Origin of the sequence: Maribacter sp. MJ134, from assembly GCF_003970695.1 — a bacterium.
Taxonomy (GTDB): Bacteria; Bacteroidota; Bacteroidia; order Flavobacteriales; family Flavobacteriaceae; genus Maribacter.
The window spans coordinates 3,312,219-3,331,021 of record NZ_CP034570.1; the positions used below are offsets into that span (position 1 = coordinate 3,312,219).

Here is an 18,803-nt window from a genome sequence, read left to right on the forward strand (position 1 = left end):
CGAAACAGGAACCATGCGCAGTTAAGTTAGGGTAAGATTTGGGATGATTCTACTAAGCAACAATGCGTTCGTTGGCTTCATCTAAAGTGGAGTTATCAAAACGTTTCAAGTAAATTTCAGTAGTTTTTAAGGAACTATGCCCCAAACCTTCACTGATTATTGCCGTCGATATTCCCATAAACTTAGCAATTGTCGCCCAAGAATGACGAATAGAATAGGTTGTAAAGTGCTGTTTAATTCCTGCGTCTAGCGCGATAATTTTTAGTCTTTCGTTTACCCTTCTTCTTATAGTTTTATACTTCTCATATTTAGCTGTACTGCCATCGTAATTTGCAGGGAATAGAAAATCTTCTTCTGATTTATCTATTAAATAATGAGTTAAAATTTCTTTTAACTCGGAAGTGAGTTTTACTGATAATGGGTCACCAGTTTTACTTCTTCCATAGAATATTCTATCCTCACGTACATTTGATTTTTTAAGCTTAACCAAGTCTATCAAATTCATTTCTCTGCAATTAAACATTATCAGAGCATAGTTTTTCGTATGCCACAGCGCAGAGTTCTTTTCATATTTTAATTTGCGAATGTTTAGGAAGTCTTCTTTAGAAATCGCTCTCTTCTTTGTTTGATTTGAAGATGGAATCTTGTAGCGATGGAAGGGATTCTTAGCTACTTCAATTCTATCTTCATTTATAGCTGCGTTATATATTGCTCTGATAGCTCTTAAAACTGAACTTATGCTATTTGGTTTTAGACCTTTTGATTCTTTTTCTATTTGAAAATCTTTGAGCATACTTACATTTAGTTGGTCCAATCTCAAATCTTGATTGTTATTGAATTTTATAAAAGCTTTTATCCCATTGAGATACCATTCGGCTGAGCTTGGTTTGTTTGTTTTTAGTTTTCTGTCAACAATGACTTGACCCCAAACTTTTAGAGTTAATCCGTTTGACAGTTTACCTTTGAGCGATGGGCTTATCTGTTCCTCCCATTTATCTTTGATTTCTGTTACTAGAGTATCAATGTCCATATATTGAATAGCATCTCCGAGTTCATTTATCAAGCTTCGCGCAACATGAAGTTTGTCATATAGAATTTGGTTGATTTTGGAACAATCTATATTTTTATTTACAAGAACAGAGCGTTTCAGACAGAATGAATTTACATCCCATCCATTTTTTGAAGTTTCATAAGGCAATCGAATGATTCTTGGTTTTATATGGAAAACGCGCAAAGCAATCGGATACAATTCGGAAATTGCATTTTTCGAGGATTTTCGAGTATCTAATATGAGTCTAACTTTAGCCATTTTCACCCCTTAAACTACTTCAAGTTAGGAATAAAAATGCACAGTCTGTGCACAGTTTTGTTTGTATTCATATGATGTCAAATGAATATAAATCTTATGAAAAATGAGTTAACTAATTAAAAATCAATAAGTAACGAGCAATTTTAATTTTCGATGTTTTTAAGAATTTCGGACTGGCAGGCAAGAGGTCACCGGTTCGAATCCGGTATTCTCCACCAAGTATGACAGGGCTTCCAAGAAATTGGAAGCTTTTTTTATTTGCACGGCGTCGACCTAGCTTTCACTTGTCTTTAAGGATGGTAACCTATTCTTTATTCAACAGTTTTTTGCTCAATTCTTCTAGAGACATACCTTTGGTCTCTGGCATTACAGTAATTGCCCAAATGAGTTGCAGTACCATCATCAAGCCAAAGAAATAATAAATATACCATACTGCATTTCTCAGGAGTCCTTCACTTGCATCCAGAAAAAATGGAGTGATCAAGGTTATGATCGCCGCGAAGACCCAATGTATACTAACGCCCCAGGACTGACCATAAGCGCGCACGCTGTTTGGATATATTTCCGAAATGAACACCCAGATTACAGCACCTTGGCCTATGGCATGAGCAGCCACAAAAGAGCATATAAATGTGAGGGTCAGAGTAGAGCCCAAATCGAACTGAAAGCAGAGACCTACCATGAGTAAACTAATGATATAGCCAAAAGAACCTATTATAATCAATTGTTTCCTGCCAAGTTTGTCCAACAAGCGCACCCCAATAATGGTAAAGATTAGATTTACAATTCCAATGGCGATTGAATTGAAGAGCGATTCTTTTCCTCCTAAACCTGCTTGTTCCAAAATTTCTGGTGCATAATAGAGCACGAAATTAATGCCCGATAGTTGATTGAAGAGCGCAATAAAAAAGCCAAGCCAAATGACTCGAGAAAATTTCTTTTGAAAAAGGTTTTCGTTTTTTTCGGACTCGACTAAATCTAGTTTTATCTCATCCAGATGTTGCTGCGCGGTCTCTTTGGAATAAATGAGTTCCAAGACCCTGAGGGCACCCTCATCATCCTTCTTTTGCAGCGCCAACCATCTAGGACTATTCGGAACTTTAAGTACCATAATGGTATAAATCAATGCAGGGATGGCTTCCACGCCTAACATCCAGCGCCAATCGTTAGCACCATCGAAACCTTTTAGCAACCAATTGGATACAAAGGCAATTAGTATTCCAAAGACCAACCAGAACTGATAGAGTCCTCCAAGCTTACCTCTATTCTCTTTGGACGTGATTTCAGAGATATAGATTGGGGCCGCTACGGAAGAGATTCCTACGCCAACGCCTCCTATAAACCTAAAGGCGGAGAAAGCATAGGGGTCTTGTGCCAGGGCACAACCAACAGCCGATACAAAGAAGAGGATACCAATCCAGAAAAGGGTCTTTTTACGACCTAGTTTTTTTGTTGGAATACCTCCGAAGAGCGATCCAAAAACTGTTCCCCAAAGTGCCATACTCATAATGAATGTTCCGTGGAATAACGGAGAGGTCTCCCAAAGTTGCTTTATGGGGTCATTTGCACCGCTGATTACAACGGTATCAAAACCAAATAAGAAACCGGCTAAAGCAACGGTTATGGACCAAACTAGTATTCTATTCATAAAATGAGTTTAACAACTTCTAAATATAAGAAAACAAAACTTTAACATATACCATATTTTAGATGAGTACCTTTATAAAAGGTATCAAGGTAAAATTTAATATAGAAAATATGAAAGGAAAAGTGGCCTATATAACCGGAGGTTCTAAAGGTATAGGATTAGGCGTTGCAGCTGCTCTCTTAAAAGAAGGCGTGAAGGTTGCTATAAGTGGAAGAGGCACTAAGAGTTTGGAAAATGCCAAACAAGTTTTGGATGCTTCAGAAGATTTGATTTGCATTCAGTCTGACGTCACTAATTTTGATAATGAAAAAAATGCCGTTGCTCAGATTTTAGAAAAGTGGGGAACTTTGGATATTGTCTTCGCCAATGCAGGAGTAGGGCATTTTGCGCCTGTAGACGAGCTCTCTCTGTCGGATTGGAACATTATGGTCAACACCAACCTTACAGGGGCGTTCCACACACTAAAAGCGTCCATGGAAGGATTAAAGGTGTCTCAAGGATATTACATTACGTTGGCGAGTTTGGCCGGAACCAATTTCTTTGCTTCAGGTGCGGGGTATAATGCCACTAAATTTGGAGTGGTCGGTTTTACCCAAGCGGTAATGTTAGACCTTAGAAAACATGGGATAAAGGTGTCTACAATTATGCCAGGTTCCGTTGCTACACATTTTAATGGGAATGAACCTAACGAAAAAGATGCTTGGAAAATTCAACCTGAGGACATTGGGGAACTTGTAGTAGACTTGCTAAGAATGAATCCGAGAACGTTACCAAGTAAAATAGAGGTAAGACCTACCAGGCCAGATTTAAAATAGGGTTATACTTCTTTTTCCAGAAAGTCTATTTCCGGATTGGTAATTTCAGAAATAAGGTGAAACAAACAGCGTTCAAATTCTGATATAATTTCGGAAGCTATGCGCTGTTGCTCTTTCGTAGCCCTACCGGAAGATTCTTTTTTCGCAAAGAATTGTGTTCCGGCTTTTAAATTTTTAAGCGATATGATACCTGCTTGTATGGAATTGCTCGGGTGTATGTGATTGTACATGTAGGAGTAACATAATAGTTGAAAGGCTTTGCTGTATTGGTAGTCTTCGACGAGGGAATCCCATTCCTTGATTTCTACATTGCTTTTTTGGACTCTTCCCGTTTTGTAGTCGATAATTCTTACGACCCCGTCAACCTCGTCTATACGGTCTAGCTTACCTTTTAATACAACTGGGAATTCTATTCCCGGGATTTTGAGTGTTACGGATAGATTTTGTTCTAGTGCTATTACTTTGGTGGTGCATTTGCTTAGTCCCTCGATTTCTATCTCAATGAAATTCTGAATATACTTGATGATAACGTAATAGGAAATAAGATTTTTACCGGTACTGAAATCACCGTCGAGATATGTTTTCTTAAAGTTCTTTTGTACAGTATCTTCAATTTGTGATTTGGCCTTTTCCAGACCTTCCCTTGATAGTTCGTGACCAATAAACGGCGTATATAGTTCTTCTAACGTATCGTGAGCTATGGTCCCAAATGTATTCGCGGCTACTGTTTCTTCTACCGTAGCAATATCGTTAATACCCAAAAGATTTTGTTTATAAAAATCTACTGGATTTCTAATGTAATTGCTTAATGAGCTGGGAGAGAATCCTTTTGCAGCATAGGTACGGATAAGGGATATTAAGTCCTCGGTTTTTCTTATGCTTTCAACATTCTCCTGTAGAATAGTTACTTTAGGAGAGGCTATAATTTCAGTTACGTCCTTTCTATTAGGGTCCGTCAAGATTTGTGTAATGAGTCTACTTTTCTCACCTCCTTCTAACACGTCTGGTTCTGTATTGTAAATTAGATGGATGTTTTTCGCACGTTGTAGTAACCTGTAGAAGTGATAGGTGTAAATAGCGTCTTTCTCTTTATAAGTAGGTAGACCGTGAGCTATTTTTAAATCGAAGGGAATAAAGGAATTATTGGACTTTCCAGAGGGTAAGATACCTTCGTTTACGGAAGTAAGGATAACTGTTTCAAAATCTAAATTTCTAGATTCCAACATACCCATTACCTGTAGGCCTTCTAATGGATCCCCTTTAAAATCCAAAGTTTCTGAGGATAATAGTTGTAAGTATAGGGTTTTTAGACCTTTTAAATTGGTAATATAATCGTACTTAAACAGAAGGTCTTGCAGCTGGTTGAAGAGCGTATGAAATTTATACAACTGCTCTAGCGCCAAATTATTCCCGTTTTGGGTATAGATATCTTTCAGTTCTAAAATTAAAACATGGCTATTAGCAATAAATTGTTTTGGTTCCATAAAGGCTTGACCAAAAAGTAGCGGTATAGTAGCTATCTTAAAATCAAGAACAGATGCTATATGTTCTTTTGTTATGTAAGCCCAATTTTTGGTCTTAAGGGTAGTAATGACCTCATTGGTTGAAAAGCCTGATGTATTTAACAGGATTGAAGTAACAGGATGGGATAGCAAACGTATAAAGTCTTTATAAAACCAGCCTTTCGTTGTGCGTTGCTCGTGAATTTCAAAAAGACTTTCAAAGAAACTCGCAATAGGGCTATTTCCCAATTGTTGCCCCATGGTTATGTTTACCTTGTCAATGGTCTCAGGGATAGAATTTAAAATGGGGTTCAGAAGATTTTCATCAGCTAGAATTAAAGCAGTATTTTTTAATTGATCAGGAGTATGTTCCTGGATTTCTTCGAGAATATTTCCCACGTATTTAGATTGGGATATATTTTTTGGCACTCCAACTGCCTTGATTTTCTTTTTAGACAAATAATAATTACTTAAACCTTTCAGCGAATTCTTTTTTAAGTAATCCCAACGGGCGGTGTGCTTTCTAATAAAAAGACCTGCATCATGAACGGGGTCTTCTAAGAAATAAGAATCTATATCAAAATAAATAGTTGATTTCGTTGTATCTAGGATGGTCTGAATAATTTCACTTTCCGCATTATTTAAAGCATTAAAACCTATAAACACATGGTTTTTGGAATTATGGCTCAAATAGGTTCCTATGTTTTCGGCCGCCGTACGGTATACTAAGCCTTGATGACCAACATTTTCTTGAAGGAGTTTAGAATTAAATAAGGAATATATTGGGCTTAAATGATTCCAAAAATGAAGGTAGTTTTTCATTAACTCCGTCTTTTCATTAGTTAGGGACCAATGGTTGAGTTCTTGAATGGAGGATAGGTTGGAAAAAAGTTTTGGACCATCGATCAGATAGCGATCTACTTCATTGAAATCCTGCAGTAAAGTCTGCCCCCATTTTAAGAAGGATTCAAAGGACTCTTTTTCGAAATCACCAACAGTGAGATAGGTCTCATAGAGTTTAAATAACTGTTCAGTATTATTGATGTAGGTTAATCCGGAAACTTGCTCTATAAATTCTTCTATACTAAAAATAGAAGGCGAGATGATGGTCTTTGCAATGCTTTTAGAAATTGCTTTTTTAAGAAACGTACCTGCTCGTTTACTGGGAAGAATAAAAACAAGATGTTCAAAATCATCAACTTTTAAATTTAAGTCATCTATTACTTCCGCTATGAAACTTCGCATATGGTAAAAATAAAAAAGCTCCGCAATTTGCGGAGCTTTTTGTTTATTAAAACACTTATGTTTATTAGAAACTTATTTTACCAAGTTGATTTCTACCCTTCTGTTCTGAGTTCTACCAGATCTAGTATTGTTAGTAGCAATTGGCTTATCTTCTCCGTAACCTACGGCAGATAATCTGAATTCTTCAATTCCTTTGTCTACTAAGAATTCTTTTACGGAAAGAGCTCTTGACTCAGAAAGACTCTGGTTCAATTTAGCACTACCAACACTGTCAGTATGTCCTTCTACAGTAAACTTAGCGTTAGGATATTCTTTTAAGATTGTGATGATATCTACCATTACAGAAGTAGACTCAGCTTTAATAGAAGATTTACCAGTGTCGAACAAGATAGTTCTTGCATAGTCGTTCAATTGTTTTTGAACCTCTTCAGTTACTTCTGGACAACCAGCGTTAGCTACAGTACCAGCAACATCTGGACATTGATCGTCTTTATCTAATACGCTATCACCATCTTTATCTGGCCATGGGCATCCTTTGTTCTCAGCAGGACCTGCTTCGTTAGGACACTCATCATCTTTATCAGCAACACCGTCACCGTCAGCATCTGGGCAACCAGCTAAAGCGGCAAGACCAGCTTCGTTAGGACAAGCATCGTCTTTATCGGCAACACCGTCACCGTCAGCATCTGGACAACCATTCATTTCGGCAGAACCAGCTTCATTAGGACAGCTATCTTTGCTATCTTCTATGCCATCACCGTCAGCATCAGGACATCCGTTGAAAGCTTCTAAACCAGCAACTTCTGGACAAGCATCATCTTTGTCGTATATACCGTCACCGTCAGTGTCAGTACCACCAAACTTAACAGAGATACCTGCTAAATGTTGGAAATGTTTTACTCCGTAATCCTCGAAAGCGTGCTTGTAAGTAGATTGTAAAGTAAGACCAAGGTTTTCAGAGAACCAGATGTTCAAACCAAGACCACCGTTTACCGTACCAGCACCAATTTCATCAACCCAAGTATAACCACCACCGATTTCGATAAAAGGATCGATAACGCTTTCTCTTTTGATGAAGTCATATTTAATTGTACCATCTATAGCATAGTGAGATAGGTCATCAACTGAAACGTCACCTAATTTGCTAATTTTGTTTAAGGAACCTCTTGCTCCAATAGAGAATCCGTCACCAACGGATTTAGATACTCCTACAAAAGAAATTGATGGAAGAATGTTCCAATGATCGTTCGCATTAAAGAATTCATTACCGAAAGAACTTACATCCCCAGTAGGATATACGTCAATGGCGTTAACCCCGAACTGTACTTGCCAAGGATTATTCTCGTCTTGCGCTTGTATGCTGTTAAAACCTACAAAAAGTAGGGCAACAACCAATAATTTGCTAAGATGTTTCATGTTCAAATTTTTAAGTTTAAGTGTTTATTAGCTGCAAATGTAAGTTGTTAAATATTATTAACAAAATCAATTTCCTATTTTTTTTAACGCATTTGATAGAATAAAATCAGCATTTAAACGATTTTTAATTCTTTGCCAACCTCAATAAAAGCCCTGATTGCGAAATCTAAATGCTCTTTTGTATGCGCTGCTGATAGCTGCACTCTTATCCTAGCCTTATCTTTTGGAACTACGGGATAAAAGAAACCTATTACGTATATACCTTTCTCTAAAAGCATATTCGCCATGTCTTGTGAGAGTTTAGCGTCATAAAGCATTACAGGAACAATTGCGGAATCCCCGTCTATAATATCAAAACCTGCCTCTTTCATTCCTTTTTTAAAGTATTCTGTGTTTTGTTGCAGCTTATCTCTTAACGAGGTGTCGTTCTCCAACATTTCAAAAACCTTAATAGAGGCCCCGACTATAGCAGGCGCTAACGAGTTGGAGAACAGATAAGGTCTGGAACGCTGTCTTAGAAGCTCTATAATTTCCTTTTTTGCCGTTGTATAACCGCCCATGGCCCCGCCTAATGCTTTTCCCAAGGTTCCTGTTATGATGTCAATGCGGCCCATTACGCCCTTTTCTTCCAAAGTACCTTTTCCTTTTGGCCCTATAAAACCAGTAGCGTGGCATTCATCTATCATGACCATAGCATCATATTTGTCGGCAAGGTCGCAGATTTCATCTAGTGGAGCAACAAGGCCGTCCATGGAAAATACACCATCGGTCACTATAATTTTAAATCTAGCCTTATCCTCATTGGCCTGCCGTAATTGTTTCTCTAGGTCGCCCATATCACTGTTAGCGTAGCGGTAACGTTTGGCTTTACAAAGTCTTACACCATCTATGATGGAGGCATGATTTAGAGAATCGGAGATTATGGCATCTTCCGCGGTTAATAGCGGTTCAAAAACACCACCGTTCGCATCAAAAGCGGCCGCGTATAGAATGGTATCTTCTGTACCATAAAATTCGGCTATTTTTTTCTCTAAAGTTTTGTGGATGTCTTGAGTGCCACAAATAAACCGAACCGAAGACATACCAAAACCATGAGAGTCCAAAGTGTCCTTAGCGGCCTGAACTACCTCCGGATGGGAAGAAAGACCTAGATAATTGTTCGCACAAAAATTAATGACCTCTTCTCCTGTGGAGATTTTTATTACCGCATCTTGTGGAGTAACAATAATCCGTTCTTCTTTAAAGAGACCATCTTCTTTGATTTGGTTTAATTCCTTTTCTAAGTGTTCTTTAATTTTTCCGTACATCTTTTAGGGTATAAATTCTATATCTATGTTATCGTTAATATAAACAATGATTTTATGTGTTACCGCATATTCCATTTCTAAAAAGGCATCGGCGTAAGTGTTTAACTGATTTTTATATTTGGAATTTTTTGCACCTGTTTTATAGTCTATGATATAAACTTCTTTATTTTTAATTACCACCCTGTCCGGCCGCTGAATCGTTCCGTCCGCCATCAGGATATCCGTCTCGTTGAGAACTGTTGTTCCGGTCTTGAACAAGTCCCTCAAGTCTTTATGGTCTATAACTTGTTGTAGGGTCCGTTTAATCGGTTCTATTTCACCTGCTACGATAATCCCTTTTTGTAGGCCAATTTTCAACGCAGTTTCCAAATCATCTGCAAACTTAATAAGTCCTAAGAGATAATGGATGGTATTTCCTTTCTTGATCGCTTTTTCTTGTTCCGTATCCCATAACATGCCAGCGCTGGTCAAAATGCTGAAATTGGGTCTGTCTTTATGAGTATATATATAAGGTATTGTTGTAATGTGAGTTTCTTTGCCCAAATCTTCTATTTTTTTGGGAACTGTGCCAAATTCATATTCGAATGTTTCATCGCGCCAAAGTTGCTGTTCTTTTAAAAAATGAATGAATAGGCCAGAAAAATAATCCGTTTTATAGGTGTGCTCTTTTTTAAAATCATATGCGCTAACGATATACAAAGTAGAGACCGCCCTGGTTAGGGCTACGTAGAGAAGGTTAAAGGAGTCTAACTGCAGTTTGCCCTGCTCTTCATTAAAAATATGGGCTTCTTTGTTGCCATAATCCAAGACTTCTTGTTTTTTGCTTATCAACACTTCGCTAAAACCTGAGAAAGTTTCGGTATCTACGGGTATCCAGAGTTTAGGTTCAATTTCTTCATATATATTGGTATTGGCGTAGGGGAATATGACTACAGGAAATTCCAATCCTTTTGCTTTATGAATGGTCATTATCTGAACCGCCGAAGTACTTTCTGGAATAACGATGCTTAATTTATCTTCCTTTTTATCCCAATAGTTTAAGAAGGATTGTTTATCTGCACCATCCTTTTGTTCTACCTCAAAAACGGTATCCATAAAAGCGTTTAGATAGGCGTCTTGAGATTGTGACAAACTAAACGTCCTAATCACATATTCCATACCATCATAAACGGAAAGCTGAGAAAATAGATGGCTATTAAAATTGAATTCATGTAGCAGTCCCTTAGCCAAGTCGTTAAGATGTTCAACTATAAAATCGTGCTTATGTTCATGGAGCTCGGCAAGAAAATTCAGTATAGCAAAGGCAAGCGCCTGTTCCTCTGGTTGCAGGGACCATCGTATAAGGCTTACCATAAATTGTATCTTGGAACTTGATGCAAGCAAAAGTGATTCTGATGAAATCACGGGTATATGCTCCTTCATTAAATAATCTGCCAAAGAAACACCATGTTTTTTCTTGCGGACAATAATACAAATATCCTCAAAAGTATAACCATTGGACAAGGCATGACTAATGGACTCCAAGGTTTTTTGTCCATAATTTTCCTCAGTGTCTTCTTCCAAAAAAGAGAGTTTTACATACCCGCCTTTCTTACTATTAGTTTCCTGTTTATTCCCTTCCTTAAAAAAGTGCTTATAACTATCGTTTTCTAAAAATTCACTAGCACTTTGAAAGAAGCGATTGTTAAAATTGATTATTTCCTCATGACTGCGGTAATTCTTCGGAAGCAAATAAGTGTCTGCGGATACGGAAAAAGGATTGCTTTGAGCAGTAGCTAAATCTAGAAATTGTTCTGCCTTTCCTCCGCGCCATCTATAAATTGCCTGTTTTACATCACCGACCAAAAATAACGAGCCTGTTTTTCCAAAATCATCTTGACCTTCCAGAGCACTTCCTATTAAGGGAATTAGATTGGTCCATTGCATCTCTGAAGTGTCTTGAAACTCATCGATAAAATAATGACGGTACTTTTCGCCTAAGCGCTCGTATATGAAAGGGGCAGGCTGGTTTTTTATTTCCTTAGAAATGATGGAGTTAAACTCTGAAATTGATAGTTGGTCCTTTTCTTTTTGAATGGCGGCCACCTCTTGCTGTATAGCATTTAGTAAAGTAAGTGGCACAAGATTTCTGTACACGTTTTGTAGAAAACTTCTTTGATATATTAATTCTTTTATGCCCAAATACCGCTGCAAAAGCTGAATTGGTATTTCGGCAGACGGTAAAACAACGTTTACCTTAACTATTTTTCCGTTAATCAAATTTTCCTCTAGCTTGTTTTTATACAATGAAGCGGGTGAAAAAATACCATTTTTAACTTTTTTAAAATGATCAGGCAAAGTCTGTCTAGGAAAATCTTCCATCTCAAGACCACTCTGTGCAATGTAGTTGAGCGTTTCAGTTGCCATTGCAGACAATTTTTTTTCTAGATCCTTTAGTTGACGGATGACCGCTTCCTTTAAAACTTTGAAGCTTTGAAGGTCCTTGTCCTTCAATAATTCTAAATGAGAAATGTTACTCTCATTAAAGAGTAATGCTCCAATCTTGAGAAGATCGTAGCCAATGTCCCAACTCCGGTCGTCATCAATTTTTTCTAGGGCAAAGTCTAAAAGTACTTTGGTAAGTTCCTTGTCTTCCCCTGCTTTAGATAGGATTCTGGCCACTGCCTCGTCCAAAAGTAAATCACTATCTAACACAACTTCAAAATTTTGCGGAATTTTCAGGTCCCTTGCAAATGTTCGTATTAGCCTATGTGTAAATTTATCTATGGTGGAAATATCGAAAAAAGCATAATTATGAAGAATTTCTTTTAACCGCAGTTCGCTGAGTTTCTGAAGTTCTGGCACCGTTAGATTCAGCGCTTGCATCATCTCTAAAAATAGAGGAGGAGCATTATCTTCGGTGGTAACCTCGCTAAAGTTAAAAAGACTCTCCAAAATTCTCCCCTTCATCTCATTAACCGCTTTATTGGTAAATGTGATGGCCAATATTCTCTTGAAACCAAAAGGCCTAGAAAGAATAATTTTTAGATAGGCACTGGACAAGGTATAGGTCTTGCCGGAGCCAGCGGATGCATTATAAATTTTAAAGGAACTGTTGTCCACCTATTTTTACTTGCAAAATAAGGATTATAGAACAGTTCTTAACAAATAATTATAGGAATATAAATGTTAAAACCTGTAAATTTGAAAAGCAATTAATATTAATCTTTTAAACTAAAAATTATGGCTTTTGAATTACCAAAACTGCCTTATGCATATGATGCTTTAGAACCGCATATTGATGCAAGGACAATGGAAATACATCATACGAAACATCATAACGGATATACTACTAAGTTGAACGGTGCAATAGAAGGCACGGATTTGGAGGGTAAATCTATTGAAGATATCTTGTCTAGCTTAGACATGGGTAATGGTGCCGTACGCAATAATGGTGGCGGTTTTTACAATCACTCTCTTTTTTGGAGCGTTATGTCCCCTAACGGAGGAGGTGCTCCCTCAGGAGAACTTTCAGATGCAATAAATAGTGCGTTTGGTTCTTTTGATGGATTTAAAGAAAAATTCAGCACTGCCGCAGGTACTAGATTTGGCTCGGGATGGGCATGGTTATGTGTACACAAGGGAGGTAGATTAGAGATTTGCTCTAGCCCTAACCAGGACAACCCTTTAATGCCAAATGTTGGCTGTGGAGGTCAACCAATTCTTGGTTTAGACGTTTGGGAGCATGCTTATTACCTAAACTACCAGAACAGAAGACCAGACTATGTAAGTGCTTTTTTCAACGTTATCGATTGGAAAAAAGTAGCTGAACTATATGCTGCAGGGAAGTAAAATACGTTAGGAAAATTCTTGTTAAATAGAAGACTGACAACCACTTAGAGAGAAATCTTTAGGTGGTTTTTTTTGATTTTTACGCATAGAAAAGGGCGGAGAAGTCTCCACCCTTTTCGTCCCAAATCTTACCATAAACTTAACCTACTTATGCTATGGCAATACTAAATTACTGGTATTGTGGGAAATAAAAAAAGAAATTTTAAGAAATTTTTAATTATAACCTCATTAAGTAGATTGCTTAAGGAACATTGATGAGAATTAAAAAACGGGTCCGTTTTTAAAATGTGGTCAAATAAAAAAGGCAGAGCACAGCTCTACCTTTTTTCCCCAAATCTTACCATGAACTTAACCTACTTATGCTATGGTTCTTCAAATGTATAAGCTTTAAGTCTTGTGAAAAAAGGTATTTGTTTAAAGTCTTATTTTAAGGTTGAAATACCTTCTGTGTATTATTGTCTTACAGAAGACGAAAGAAGTTGTTCGCGTATTAAATAAAGAGCAATAAAAAGGCGGAGCATTGCCCCGCCTTTTCCCCAAATCTTACCATGAACTTAACCTACTTATGCTATGGTTCTTCAAAGGTATGAGCTTTAAGTCTTGTGAAAAAAGGTATTTGTTTAAAGTACAATTTCTAGGTTGAAAGGTATAGGAGGAGTTATCCATGTGAGGTTATCCTAATCTTTCAGAGCTTACATTATATCAAATAAAAAAGGTGGAGAGTTCTCCACCTTTTTTGCCCCAAATCTTACCATGAACTTAACCTACTTATGCTATGGCAAGCTCTAAAATAGAATTGCTCCGGTCAAAAAGACTATTCCATCGATAAACGACAATTTTTATCGATGAAATACATTAAAATTAGATATTTTCTTACTAAAAAGCTTAATACGCTCTTTCGTTTTTACCTTCGTAAAAGTTGATAAAAGCCTTGTTTACCACCCTGTTTCCTCCAGGGGTGGGATAGTTTCCCGTAAAGTACCAATCTCCTAAATTTTTTGGACAGGCCTTATGTAAATTTGATATGGTCTGGTAAATTATTTGAACTTCGGCATTGATACCTTTTGGGCTAAGAAGTTCTCCAGTTTTCTTCGATATTTGTTCAGCCGAAAATGGGGCGTAGAATTGCTTTACGTAATTAATTACGTCTTTATCCTTGGAGTTAATTTGCTCAACACATTTTTTATAAATATCGTCGACTATGTGCATGGTATTATTGTCCTTATGGAGGTCTAGCGCAGCTCTAAAGGCAATAAAGTCTTCTAGTTTGGCCATGTCTATACCATAACAGTCTGGATATCTGATCTGTGGAGCAGAGGAGACTACTATTATTTTTTTAGGAGAAAGACGGTCAAGGATACGAAGTATGCTTTTCTTTAACGTGGTGCCTCTAACAATACTATCATCTATGATGACCAAATTATCACCTTTCTTTACAGACCCATAGGAAATGTCGTATACGTGGGCTACAAGGTCATCTCTACTGTCATCTTGCGTGATAAAGGTTCTTAATTTAGCGTCTTTAATAGCTACTTTTTCAATTCTTGGTCTTACCTCAAGTATATCATGGAGTTCCTTACTGGTAATTTTGGAGCCTATGGCAAGAATCTGTTCTTCTTTCTTTTTGTTAAGATAGTTCTGCGCTTCTTTAACCATACCAAAGAAAGATGTTTCTGCGGTGTTCGGAATATAGGAGAATACCGTTCTCTTTATATCATGGTTAATAGACTTTAAGATTTGCGGAAAAACCAACTTGCCCAGTTTCTTTCGTTCTTGGTAAATCTCCTTATCGCTACCTCTAGAAAAATAGATTCGCTCAAAAGAACACGCCTTTCTTTCCTTAGGTTCTAATATTTGTTTTATGGCCGTTGTGCCACTTTTCTTAACGATTATAGCGTGTCCGGGGTCCAGTTCTTGAACACTTTCATAAGGCACGTTGAATACGGTCTGTATAGCAGGACGCTCAGAAGCCACTACAACAATCTCATCGTCCTTATAATAATATGCAGGCCTTATACCTGCGGGGTCACGAAGCACAAAGGCGTCACCATGTCCAAGTAGACCGGCCATGGCATAGCCACCGTCAAAATTTTTGGCAGCTCTCCTCAATATTTTGGAAACTTTTAAGCGTTCTGCTATAATGGCGGAAGCTTCTTGTTTTGTATAGCCCTGCTTTTTTATTTCCTTATATAGTTTGGCAACGGCATCATCTAAAAAGTGGCCTATCTTTTCCATTACGGTAACGGTGTCCGCCATTTCCTTAGGGTGCTGCCCTAACTGTACCAAATTATCGAACAGTTCATGAACATTGGTCATGTTAAAATTACCTGCAACGATAAGGTTACGATGCATCCAATTGTTCTGTCTTAAAAACGGATGTACACTTTCTATACTATTTTTACCAAAAGTTCCATAGCGTACGTGACCTAAGAGTAACTCGCCAATATAGGGTATATTCTTTTTTTGTAACGCTACATCATCTTCATATTCTGGATGTTCCTTAAGCTCCTTGTTTATACGCTCATTTATTTGAGCAAAGATATCTTGTATGGGTTGTTGTTGGCAAGAACGAACCCTACTCATATAACGTTGCCCTGCATCTACATCTAACTTAATGCTAGCAAAACCTGCACCATCCTGACCGCGATTGTGCTGTTTTTCCATCATGAGGTACATTTTATTTACACCATAAAACGCGGACCCATATTTTTCCTTGTAATATTCAAGGGGCTTAAGCAATCGGATTACAGAGATGCCACACTCGTGCTTAATAGCGTCACTCATTACTTCTTTGTATTAAAAAAGCCCCGAATATGGGGCGTGGGTTATTGTAATTCAATTTCAAATTGTGTTAATGCTTTAAATTGATGCAATCTTTTATTGACTTCCTGTTTATCCAAATCAATCATTCGTTCCGTACCAAAACGTTCCACGGAGAATGATGCCAAATTAGAACCATGAATTACTGCTTTCTTCAGGTTTTCAAAAGAGGTGTCGTCCGTAGCTGCCAAATATCCAGCGAAACCACCGGCAAAAGTATCGCCTGCGCCAGTTGGATCAAAAACTTCTTCTAGAGGTAATGCGGGAGCAAAGAAAACTTGATCTTGATGAAACAATAGCGCACCGTGCTCTCCTTTTTTAATGACCACATATCTAGGTCCCATGCCATATATCTTGTGTGCTGCCTTTACCAGGGAGTATTCTCCCGTTAGCTGTCTGGCCTCCTCATCGTTAATGGTGAGAACGTCTATATACTTAATGGTTTCCAATAATTCCGGCAAAGCGTTGTCCATCCAAAAATTCATAGTATCTAAAATGATGAGTTTTGGTCGTTTTTCCATTTGATTAATTACACTGAGCTGAACTCCTGGGTGTAAGTTGCCCAACATGACTACATCCGCATCGGTATAACCAGTAGGGACAACAGGGTTAAAATCGGCCAAAGTATTTAATTCCGTAACTAAGGTGTCCCTAGAATTTAAGTCGTTGTGGTATTTTCCTTTCCAATAAAAGGTTTTCCCGCCTTTTACAATTTCTAGACCGGTTAGATCAATATTTCTATCGGAAAGTAGGTCTAAATATTTCTTCGGCATATCATCACCTACGATAGATACAATAGCCGCATCTACCTTAAACTGTGATGCCGCCAACCCAATAAACGTGGCCGCGCCACCTAGAATTTTATCGGTTTTACCAAAAGGGGTTTCAATCTCATCAAAAGCAACGGTCCCTACGATAACAAGTTTACCCATTTTGTTGGTTAAAATTAAGCTGCAAATATACGGTTTTGTACTACTATTTTAAACTTGGTTTACGGGGTAATTAGGAATAGTTATTAAGAAATCTCCCCATCGAACGTATTTCCTTATTTCCTCCCAAAATCCGCAGGAATTTCTCCCCAAGCCTTGGTTTCCCATTTTACAATGGGTGTATTGTAGGTATTAGATTTTAACCATGCTTCTGCCCTACGTACCAAATGGAACATTTCTTTATTCTTTTCGTTCTCCGTTAACTTGGTATTACATTTTTTTTTGCGCACCCAACTCATTGCTGTACGGGAATCCGTATAGATAATACGGTCGCTGCCGCGCTCCTTTAAAAAAGCAAGCCCGTGGACAAGGGCCAAGAATTCGCCAATGTTGTTGGTGCCTTGAGGAAATGGACCTTGCTTAAATAATTTCTTTCCAGTTTTAGTATCCACTCCCTGGTATTCCATAACCCCAGGGTTGCCGCTAGAGGCCGCATCAACGGATATGGAATGGTAATTGGGTTGGCCAATTTTTAATAGTTCAGCTGGGGATAAGGTGGTTTCTCCTTTTTTCTTACCCTTGAAATCTTCATAATTGCCGTTAAAGGCTTTCTGGGCCATGGCAAAACTCTCAAAAGATTTGTATTCTGCTCCCTTATAGCCTTCAATGGCCTTTTTACAAGCTGCCCAAGTTTTATGTATGCCAGGTTGCTTTCCCTTCCAAACCACATAAAACTTTGCTTTTTTAGCCATGATAGTAAAATTAAATTGAAGTTATATTTACACCTCGCCTTTGGATCGGTCAACATTGCCTGGGTCAATGTGGGAGGAGGCTAAAAGTTCTTCAATTATCTTAGGAAAGTGCTCATACTCTAAGCTATGAATTTTCGCAGCTATTTCCTCTGGGCTGTCTTCTGGTAAAACTGATGTTTTGGCCTGTTTAATTATGGCACCCTCGTCATAATTGGCATTTACATAGTGTATGGTAATACCGGTCTCTTTTTCCTTATTTTCTTTCACTGCTCGGTGTACGTGCATTCCGTACATACCTTTACCGCCGTATTTAGGTAATAGTGCCGGATGAATATTTATGATTTTGTTGGGGAAAGCATCGATAAGGTTTTTTGGAATTTTCAATAGGAAACCAGCAAGTATGATCAAGTCAGGCTTTAAGGATAGTAATATGTTCAGCACACAATTACTACCAGTAAAGGCATGTTTGTTAAAATATAAGGCATTAATATTCAATCTATTACACCTGTCAATAACTTTGGCATCCCTTTTGTTGGTAAGTACGGCGGTGACCGTAATAGGACTCTTATCACTAAAATAGTTTACAATGTTCTCAACATTAGAACCAGAACCGGATGCAAAAAGAACAATTCGTTTGGTGTTCAACAGAAATAGATTTTAAGTTTAGTAGTACCATTTACCTCCCAAAAGAAAGTAAGGCAAAAATAATATAAACTAAAGAGACCTGCCTGGCGGCAGAGTAGGAATTAAGTAATTGGCACAGGTTCGCAATAAAAGAACAAATAAAAACCTCGTGGGCTAAAGGCTTAATTTTAGATTGAAAAGATTCTTGGATGTGTATAATTTTCTTAAATTACAGCACATTTTAACGACAATTAGTGTTATTCAACCAAAGTTTTTTATTTTTGCCATCAATTTAAATTTTTAAAACCAATATTATTATGTCAGACATTGCATCAAGAGTTAAAGCTATCATCGTTGATAAATTAGGAGTTGATGAAAACGAAGTGGTAACAGAAGCTAGCTTTACTAACGATTTAGGGGCAGATTCATTGGACACAGTAGAGTTGATTATGGAATTCGAAAAAGAATTTGATATTCAAATCCCAGATGATCAAGCCGAGAATATCGCAACAGTTGGCCAAGCCATTAGCTATATAGAAGAAGCAAAGTAATTTGATGATTTCTTAAATAGAATTCAAATTATCCATGTGGTAAATGCTCCGCAT

Annotated in this window: 13 protein-coding genes; 3 read left to right on the forward strand and 10 right to left on the reverse strand. The window is 37.7% G+C overall.

All coding sequences use genetic code 11. From position 1 onward, the window contains the following. Positions 1-52 precede the first annotated feature (52 nt). Both EJ994_RS14305 and EJ994_RS14310 read right to left on the reverse strand, forming a co-directional pair. Positions 53-1,309 (reverse strand): tyrosine-type recombinase/integrase, encoded by a 1,257-nt coding sequence (locus EJ994_RS14305; RefSeq protein WP_126593106.1) that lies wholly within the window; start codon positions 1,307-1,309, stop codon positions 53-55. 304 nt (positions 1,310-1,613) lie between these two features. Next, a complete protein-coding gene (locus EJ994_RS14310) occupies positions 1,614-2,957 on the reverse strand; it encodes a sugar porter family MFS transporter (RefSeq protein WP_126593107.1) in 1,344 nt (447 codons plus the stop codon). Between the two features lie 62 nt (positions 2,958-3,019). On the opposite strand from EJ994_RS14310, the gene EJ994_RS14315 reads away from it, so the two are divergent. Beyond that, complete coding sequence (locus EJ994_RS14315) at positions 3,020-3,772, forward strand: SDR family oxidoreductase (RefSeq protein WP_206507151.1); 753 nt, start codon at positions 3,020-3,022, stop codon at positions 3,770-3,772. Between the two features lie 2 nt (positions 3,773-3,774). Here the strand turns inward: EJ994_RS14315 and EJ994_RS14320 are convergent, their stop codons facing one another. The 4 genes from EJ994_RS14320 to EJ994_RS14335 form a co-directional block, all read right to left on the reverse strand. Then, entirely contained in the window at positions 3,775-6,519 is a 2,745-nt protein-coding gene (locus tag EJ994_RS14320; RefSeq protein WP_126593108.1) for a PD-(D/E)XK nuclease family protein, read from the reverse strand. 72 nt (positions 6,520-6,591) lie between these two features. After that, positions 6,592-7,935 (reverse strand): OmpA family protein, encoded by a 1,344-nt coding sequence (locus EJ994_RS14325; RefSeq protein WP_099572104.1) that lies wholly within the window; start codon positions 7,933-7,935, stop codon positions 6,592-6,594. Positions 7,936-8,048: 113 nt separating this feature from the next. Next, positions 8,049-9,242, reverse strand: a complete 1,194-nt coding sequence (gene kbl / locus EJ994_RS14330; RefSeq protein WP_126593109.1) for a glycine C-acetyltransferase — start codon at positions 9,240-9,242, stop codon at positions 8,049-8,051. Positions 9,243-9,245: 3 nt separating this feature from the next. Continuing rightward, positions 9,246-12,344, reverse strand: coding sequence for a UvrD-helicase domain-containing protein (locus EJ994_RS14335; protein WP_126593110.1), 3,099 nt, complete (start codon positions 12,342-12,344; stop codon positions 9,246-9,248). A gap of 120 nt (positions 12,345-12,464) precedes the next feature. Here EJ994_RS14335 and EJ994_RS14340 point away from each other — a divergent pair, with 120 nt between their 5' ends. Then, positions 12,465-13,073 carry a superoxide dismutase gene (locus tag EJ994_RS14340; protein ID WP_126593111.1) on the forward strand — a complete coding sequence of 203 codons (609 nt, stop codon included), beginning with the start codon at positions 12,465-12,467 and terminating at the stop codon, positions 13,071-13,073. An 885-nt stretch (positions 13,074-13,958) separates the two neighbouring features. On the opposite strand, the gene EJ994_RS14345 is transcribed toward EJ994_RS14340, so the two are convergent. The 4 genes from EJ994_RS14345 to EJ994_RS14360 form a co-directional block, all read right to left on the reverse strand. Next, complete coding sequence (locus tag EJ994_RS14345) at positions 13,959-15,857, reverse strand: amidophosphoribosyltransferase (protein ID WP_126593112.1); 1,899 nt, start codon at positions 15,855-15,857, stop codon at positions 13,959-13,961. A 41-nt stretch (positions 15,858-15,898) separates the two neighbouring features. After that, positions 15,899-16,825, reverse strand: coding sequence for a PfkB family carbohydrate kinase (locus tag EJ994_RS14350; RefSeq protein WP_126593113.1), 927 nt, complete (start codon positions 16,823-16,825; stop codon positions 15,899-15,901). A 113-nt stretch (positions 16,826-16,938) separates the two neighbouring features. Next, complete coding sequence (locus EJ994_RS14355) at positions 16,939-17,574, reverse strand: viroplasmin family protein (RefSeq protein ID WP_126593114.1); 636 nt, start codon at positions 17,572-17,574, stop codon at positions 16,939-16,941. Positions 17,575-17,601: 27 nt separating this feature from the next. Then, on the reverse strand, positions 17,602-18,219 hold the full coding sequence (locus EJ994_RS14360; protein ID WP_126593115.1) for a phosphoribosylglycinamide formyltransferase: 618 nt from the start codon (positions 18,217-18,219) through the stop codon (positions 17,602-17,604). A 296-nt stretch (positions 18,220-18,515) separates the two neighbouring features. Between EJ994_RS14360 and EJ994_RS14365 the strand changes: the two genes are divergently transcribed. Then, positions 18,516-18,749, forward strand: coding sequence for an acyl carrier protein (locus EJ994_RS14365; protein ID WP_008269813.1), 234 nt, complete (start codon positions 18,516-18,518; stop codon positions 18,747-18,749). Positions 18,750-18,803: the final 54 nt, after the last annotated feature.